Genomic DNA, 6611 nt, shown 5'->3' on the forward strand with positions numbered 1-6611 from the left:
ATCGGGCAAGTCGGGAACTCCCGAGCCGATCAGGTCGAATCGAGCGCCCGTGTCTGTCATTCATGCCGTATTGCTGGTTTCCACCGTGGCGCTCGCGACCGCGCTGGTCGCGGCGCCGCGGATCGGCAGGCGGGTGGCACCGTTCGCCCTGCCGGTGCTCATCATCGGCAGCCTTCTGCTCTGGGTCCTCGAAGGCTATTGGCACTGGTGGCCGCTGTATCTGCTGATCGCGCTGATGTTCGCGTTCGTGGTGACCGATGCCGCCGGGGCTCGCCGCCGGGTGTGGTTCCGCGCCGGGATCGGCGTGCTCGCCGTGGTGTCGATCCTGCCGTGGGCGGTTCCGCCCTCCCCGGAACTGCCTGAACCCACCGGGCCCTACGCGGTCGGGTCGGAGATCTTCCGGTGGGTCGACGAGCAGCGGCCCGAGCCGGCGACCACGGCCGATGATCGGCGCAATGTCGTTGTCCAGGCGTGGTATCCGACCGAGATCGAGTCCGGTCGGCAGTGGGTGTATCTCGACGGGCGAGACCAGCTACCGTCGCGAGTGTCCGGGATTCCGGGCTTCTTGCTGTCGGACCTCAGCATCGACACCAACGCGACGGCCGATGTCCCGGTGTCACCGGCCAGGGACCGCTGGCCGGTGGTTCTGTTCTCCCCCGGCTACGGCGCGCCGCGCGCCTTCTACTCCGGGCTCATCGCCGACCTGGCCAGCCGCGGTTTCATCGTCCTCGCCGTCGACCATCCCTATGAATCGGCCGTGACCGAGCTCGCCGACGGCACCATCGCCACGACCGTCGAGAACATCGCCGCCGACGACCCCGACGCGATCCGATTCATGACCGAACGGGTCGAAACCCGCACTGCCGACCTGCGATTCGTCCTCGATCAGCTGGCCCGCCCGGAAATCCTCGGCCCGCTAGAGAACAGGCTCGATCCCGCGCATCTCACTGTGATCGGACATTCCCTCGGCGGCGCCGCCGCACTGGCGGCACTGTCGGCCGACCAACGATTCACCGCCGCAGCCAATCTCGACGGCACTCTCTACGGCGACCTCCCCGAGCGCGCGCTGAACCGGCCGGTCCTGTTGCTGGAGAGCGATCATGCCGAGACCGGCCACTCTCAGCGCTACCTCGACGGGAATCGGAGTCTGCTGGAACGGTTGCAGGCGCCCGGTTTCCGCTACGAGTTCAGCGAGGCGGACCACTACAGCTTCACCGATGTCCCCCAATTCCTCGCCGCCCCCGTGCGTTTCGTGGTGACCGAGCTGACCGGCGGGTCAAGGGGCGCGGCGAACACCCAACGCGCCACCAACGACATCCTGACGCCGTTCCTGCTGGGTAGACACTGCGAGGTCGACCACGCCGCGACCAGCCATGCCGGGGTCACGGGCGGCCCGGTGCGCCGCTAGCGAGGCGGGTGGCGCACGGGGGCGATTTCGGTCAAGGTGGACGGCGGAACGCAGTACGGAAACCACCACTCGCGAGGAGTACGCCCGTGTCCGTTCTCGATGAAAGCACACCCTTCGGTGCCACTGTCGCCAAGCGGCTGGCCGACGAGCACCTCATCTGGCTGACCACGATCGGCGCGGGCGATACACCGCAGCCGAACCCCGTGTGGTTCCTGTGGGAGGACGGCACCTTCCTCATCTACACCGAGCCGACGGCGAAGCGACTGCGGCATCTGGCACGCAACCCGCGGGTCGCCTTGAATTTCAACAGCTCCGCCGCCGGTGGCGAGATCGCCGTATTCACCGGAACCGCCCGGATCGGCGAGGCGGTGAGCGAGGCCGTGCGTGCCGGCTATTCGCGCAAGTACACCCAGGGCTTCGCCGAGATCAAGATGTCGGAGGCCGACTTCTACAAGACCTACTCGATCCCGATCCACATCACTCCGGATCGCCTTCGCGGCTTCTGAATACACGAAAAGGGCCGTCTCGCCGTGCTGGCGGGGCGGCCCTTTTCGTCGCGGGTCAGGCGGAGACGGGCTCGAGCCGCCAGCCGGTCGCGCGCTCGCGTTCGTTCCAGAACGCGGCGTAGCGGCCGCCGAGATCAAGCAGCTCCTGATGGGTGCCGCGTTCGGCGATGCGGCCCTGGTCAAGGAACAGGATCTGATCGGCGTGGGCGATGGTCGAGAGCCGGTGCGCCACGACCAGAACCGTCTTGTCCTTGGTCAGTTCGTGGATGCCACGCACGACGACGGCCTCGCTGTGCGGGTCCAGCGCGCTGGTCGCCTCGTCGAGCAGGACGATCGGGGCGTCCTTGAGCAGGGCACGGGCGATCGACACGCGCTGGCGTTCACCGCCGGACAGCGACGCGCCGCCCTCACCCACCGCGGTGCCGAAACCGTCGGGCAGCCGGTCGACGATCTCGTCGACCCTGGCGGCGACGGCAGCGCGCTCGAGTTCGGCGTCGGTGGCGTCGGGCTTGCCGATGCGGATGTTGTCGGCGACCGAGCGGTTGAACAGGTAGACGTTCTGGAAGACCAGCGAGAGCTGGTCGAGCAGGGTGTCCGAAGGCTGTTCGCGCACATCGTGTTCGCCGACCGAGACCGCGCCGGAGTCCACGTCGTAGAAACGGGCGGCCAGTCGCAGCAGGGTGGTCTTGCCCGCACCGCTCGGCCCGACGATGGCGGTGGTGGTGCCCGCCGGGACGGTGAAGGTCAGGTCCGACAGCACGGGTTCGCCGGGGCGGTAGCCGAAGCTGACCTCGTCGAAGACCACGGCGGCCGCGCCGGGCGTCACCGGTTCGGTGGGCGTGGGCAGCGGTTTTTCAGCCAGCAGATCGGTGATCCGGTCGGCGGCCGCGGCGGCCGAACGCAGGGCGGCGCCGAGCTGAGCGGCCTGGTTCACCGGCTCGATGAAGCGCGAGCTCACCGCGATCAGCGCGATCGCCGCGGCGGCGGAGATCGAGCCGTCGGTCACCTGGACCACCGCGATGTAGGCCAGCACCAGGAACACCGCCTGCACGAACAGCGCGAAGACGATCAGACCGGGCACGGTCGCGACCATCATCTTCCGCACCGCCGAACGCTGACCGACCAGCGCGGCGTCGAGCGCCTTGTTACCGGCGCCGACCGCGCCGAACGCGCGCAGCACCGGCTGGGCCTGCGCGAATTCCACCACCCGGGAATCGGCTTCGGCCGCCGCGGTGTGCAGGCGCGCGTCGGCGCCGGTGTAGGCGCGGTTCGCGAGATTGTTGACCAGGTAGAGCACCGGCGCGGCGAGCAGCATGGCCAGCCCGATCCGCCAGTCGATGAACAGCATCCCGAGCGCGACGACCAGCGGCACGATGATGCCGGTGAGCACCTTGGTGAGCAGGTAGGCGATCAGGCCCTGCATCTCGCGGACCTGCTCGACCATGACCCGCGAGAGCGGGCCCGCGTCGCGGTCCTCGAACCAGCCCAGCGGCAACGCGTTCAGCTGATCGCCGAGCCGGGTCTGCAGACCACGCTGCATGCCGAGACCGATCCGCAGGCCGATCACGGCCTGCTGGTAACCGAAGACGACCACACCGGCCACGGCCACGGCCATGCCGAGCGCCCACAGCCAGGCGCCGCTCAGGTCGTCACCGAACAGCGCTTCCAGCACCGGAACCAGCAGCAGATACGCGATGGCCTGGCACAGCGCCTGCACCACGATGGCGGCGAGCAAGCGCGGGATCAGCGGAGCGAACTCCGCGGGGACGAGGCGGAAAACCTTGCGAATCATCGTGTTTCCTCCACCAGGGCGAGCGTGCCGAGCGCGGCCTCGTTGATCTCCCACAGCCGCTGATACAGCCCACCGGCGGCGCGCAACTCGGCGTGCGTGCCCTGCTCGACGAGCGTTCCGTTCTCCAGCACCAGGATTCGGTCGACGCCGGTGATGGTGTGCAGCCGGTGCGCGATCACCAGCACGGTGCGGCCCGCGACGAGCGCGGCCAGCGCGTCCTGGACCGCGGCCTCGGATTCGGGGTCGGCGAAGGCGGTGGCCTCGTCGAGGACGAGCACCGGGGTGTCGGCCAGCAGCGCGCGAGCGATCGACAACCGCTGCGCCTCACCCCCGGACAGCGACGCGTCGACACCGATCTCGGAGTCGTAGCCGCGCGGCAGCGCCATGATCCGGTCGTGGATCTGGGCGGCCCTGCTCGCCCGTTCGATGGCGGCGTCGTCGGCATCCGGGCGCGCGAGCAGCAGGTTCTCCCGGATCGAGCCGCGGATCAGGCGCACATCCTGGAACACGAAGCCGACGGTGCGGTAGAGATCTTCGCTGGTGAACTCGCGAATATCGCGGCCGTCGATGGTGATCCGGCCCGCGCCGACGTCGTAGAAGCGGGGCAGCAGTTTGGCCAGGGTCGACTTGCCGGAGCCGCTCGGGCCGACCAGCGCGGTGATGGTGCCGGGGTGCAGTTCGAGATCGACTCCGCGCAGCACGTCATGGCCGGTGCGGTAGGCGAATTCGACGCCGTCGAAGCGGACGACACCGGCTTGGCTTGCCGGGCCGGTGCTCGTCGTCGGCGCGGTATCCAGCTCCGGGGTCTGCTGCAGTTCGTGCAGCCGCAGCGCCGCGGCGCCACCGGCCCGCAGCGCCTGCGAACCGTAGCCGAGGCCGAGCAGCGAGCTACCGATACCGAGGCCGACCAGCAGGAACGGCAGCAGGTCCAGCGGGTTGAGCCAGTCGAGGCCGACGAAAGCCAGCCCACCGACGACCATGATCAGCATGACGAAGACCGGCATGACGACGATGTCGGAGGCCGACTGCACGCGGATGATCGGCATCTTCATCCGCTGCGCCGCCTGCACCTGACCGTCGACCGCGCTCTGGAACTCGGTGTGCGCCTTGCCCGCCTGACCGAACGCCCGGACGACCTGGATGCCGTCGACGAATTCGATGGTGGCCTCGGAGGTGCGCCGTTCCCAGCGGGTGTAGACGGCGAGCCGGTCGCGGCCGTCGCGGTCCATGATCTTGCCGAACAGGACGAAGTAGGCGATCAGCGGGATCAGCAGCACCAGGGTGAGCCGCCAGTCGACGGTGAACAGGTAGCCGAGGGTGACCAGCGGGACCACCAGCGCGCCGACGAACTCGAGCCGGGCATGGGCGACGAGGTAGTGCAGTGCCTCCACGTCGTCGCGCAGATACGTCTTGACCTCGCCGGAGCTGCGTTCACCGAACCAGCCGAGCGGCACCCGGGTCAATTTGTCCGCGAGCAGCCTGCGCAGGGTCAGCTGGTAGCCGGCGTCGACGGCGTGCGACCAGGTCAGCGCCACCGCCTGCAGCAGCGCGCGCACGATCAGCACCACAACGGCCGCGCCGAACAGCCACCACACGCGATCGGTGTCTACCGGGGTTTCCAGCAGTTCCCGGCAGGCGGCCACGATCAGCAGGAACGGCACGACGGTGCAGACCGAGGCGACGGCGACGAGCAGGCTCGCCAACGTCAGCATCCCCGACACCGGTGCCAGAATCTCCTTGCGCGCCTGCGCTTCCTGTTGTTTCTGCGCTTTCGCGACCGCCTTGGGTGGCCGGTTCCCCGACTCCGCCCCCGGCGGCGGCGCTACCTGCACCGTCATAACTTCTCGCCCTCTCGACCTGTCCACGGCAAATGTGCCAAGGGTAGGTTAGCCTAAGTTGAGCGGTCGTGGCCGACCGGGGAAGCTTGTGTGAACTGCCAGTCAACCCCCTCGGCAATTCGACATTCCGGGCGTAATTTCCTCCCTACCTCTAAATCACTGAGCGCGGCGGGAGAGCGAAAATGTTTGTCACGTCAATAATTTCGGCGATTGCGGACTGCCAGGCCGATCCGGGAAACCTGACACCCGATCAAGCGCACCGGGCCATGCAGATTCATCTCGAATGCAGCGTCGATCTGTGCCGGGTGCGGCGGCGGGCTCGGCAAACCCTTGTCGAAGCGAAATTGATGGTGCTCGATCAGCGGGCCGGTTAACGTTTTCTCGTGTTCACTCCGCTGCCATCCTCGGCCGCCTGGCTCCATCGCGAGGCGCGCATCGGATTCGAAGTGACCTATTTCCGCGACGATGATCGCGGGGTTTTCGTCGAAGGGTGCGCGACCGCGGTCGAGGACGGCCTCCCCTGGGCGATCGACTATCGGCTCCGGGTCGACGGCAGCTGGCATACGCGGTCGGCGCGGATCACCGGCCGCTATCCCGACGCCCGGCGTTCGCTCACGCTGCAGTCCGACGGGCTCGGGCGCTGGCAGGTCGACGGGGTGCATTCCCCCGAACTCGACGGATGTCTCGATGTCGACCTGGAGGCGTCGGCGTTCACCAACGCGCTGCCGGTGCACCGGCTGCACCTGGCGGTCGGCGACGCGGCGGACGCTCCGGCCGTGTACGTGCGCGCCGCCGACCTCGCGGTGACCCGGCTGCCACAGCACTATCGCCGGATCACCGACGAGGCTGGTCAGCGCTACGACTACAGCGCCCCGGCCGTCGGCTTCCGCGCCACCCTGGCCTACGACGAGTCGGGCTTGATCTTCGACTATCCAGGCTTGGCCGAGCGCACCGCCTGACCGCCCCGCACGCCCGACCCCTAGGGAGGGCAGGCCGACGAAGTCGGCCGTCGCGGCCGTCCCGCCGGTCAGGCGCCGTTGCGTAGGCGACGAAGGAGCAAGCAACGG

At 68.5% G+C, this 6611-nt stretch carries 5 protein-coding genes; 3 read left to right on the top strand and 2 right to left on the bottom strand.

Features of this window, described 5'->3' with window-relative positions:
- Window positions 1-49 precede the first annotated feature (49 nt).
- Window positions 50-1408 carry an alpha/beta hydrolase family protein gene (locus ACWF82_RS14790; protein ID WP_452501416.1) on the top strand — a complete coding sequence of 453 codons (1359 nt, stop codon included), beginning with the start codon at window positions 50-52 and terminating at the stop codon, window positions 1406-1408.
- A gap of 86 nt (window positions 1409-1494) precedes the next feature.
- On the top strand, window positions 1495-1914 hold the full coding sequence (locus ACWF82_RS14795; protein ID WP_452501418.1) for a TIGR03667 family PPOX class F420-dependent oxidoreductase: 420 nt from the start codon (window positions 1495-1497) through the stop codon (window positions 1912-1914).
- Window positions 1915-1969: 55 nt separating this feature from the next.
- Here the strand turns inward: ACWF82_RS14795 and ACWF82_RS14800 are convergent, their stop codons facing one another.
- Together ACWF82_RS14800 and ACWF82_RS14805 are read right to left on the bottom strand one after the other, a co-directional pair.
- Window positions 1970-3706, bottom strand: coding sequence for an ABC transporter ATP-binding protein (locus ACWF82_RS14800; RefSeq protein ID WP_452501420.1), 1737 nt, complete (start codon window positions 3704-3706; stop codon window positions 1970-1972).
- Window positions 3703-5544, bottom strand: coding sequence for an ABC transporter ATP-binding protein (locus tag ACWF82_RS14805; RefSeq protein WP_452501422.1), 1842 nt, complete (start codon window positions 5542-5544; stop codon window positions 3703-3705). Before ACWF82_RS14805 ends, ACWF82_RS14800 begins: the two co-directional genes overlap by 4 nt.
- A 383-nt stretch (window positions 5545-5927) precedes the next feature.
- Here ACWF82_RS14805 and ACWF82_RS14810 point away from each other — a divergent pair, with 383 nt between their 5' ends.
- Window positions 5928-6503: a putative glycolipid-binding domain-containing protein gene (locus tag ACWF82_RS14810; RefSeq protein WP_452501424.1), complete on the top strand. Its 576-nt coding sequence runs from the start codon at window positions 5928-5930 to the stop codon at window positions 6501-6503.
- Window positions 6504-6611: the final 108 nt, after the last annotated feature.

This window comes from Nocardia sp. NPDC055053 (assembly GCF_053608285.1).

Coding starts and splice junctions, on each gene's coding strand:
- ACWF82_RS14800 (WP_452501420.1), bottom strand. CDS start 3,706: ATGATTCGCAAGGTTTTCCGCCTCGTCCCCGCGGAGTTCGCTCCGCTG.
- ACWF82_RS14805 (WP_452501422.1), bottom strand. CDS start 5,544: ATGACGGTGCAGGTAGCGCCGCCGCCGGGGGCGGAGTCGGGGAACCGG.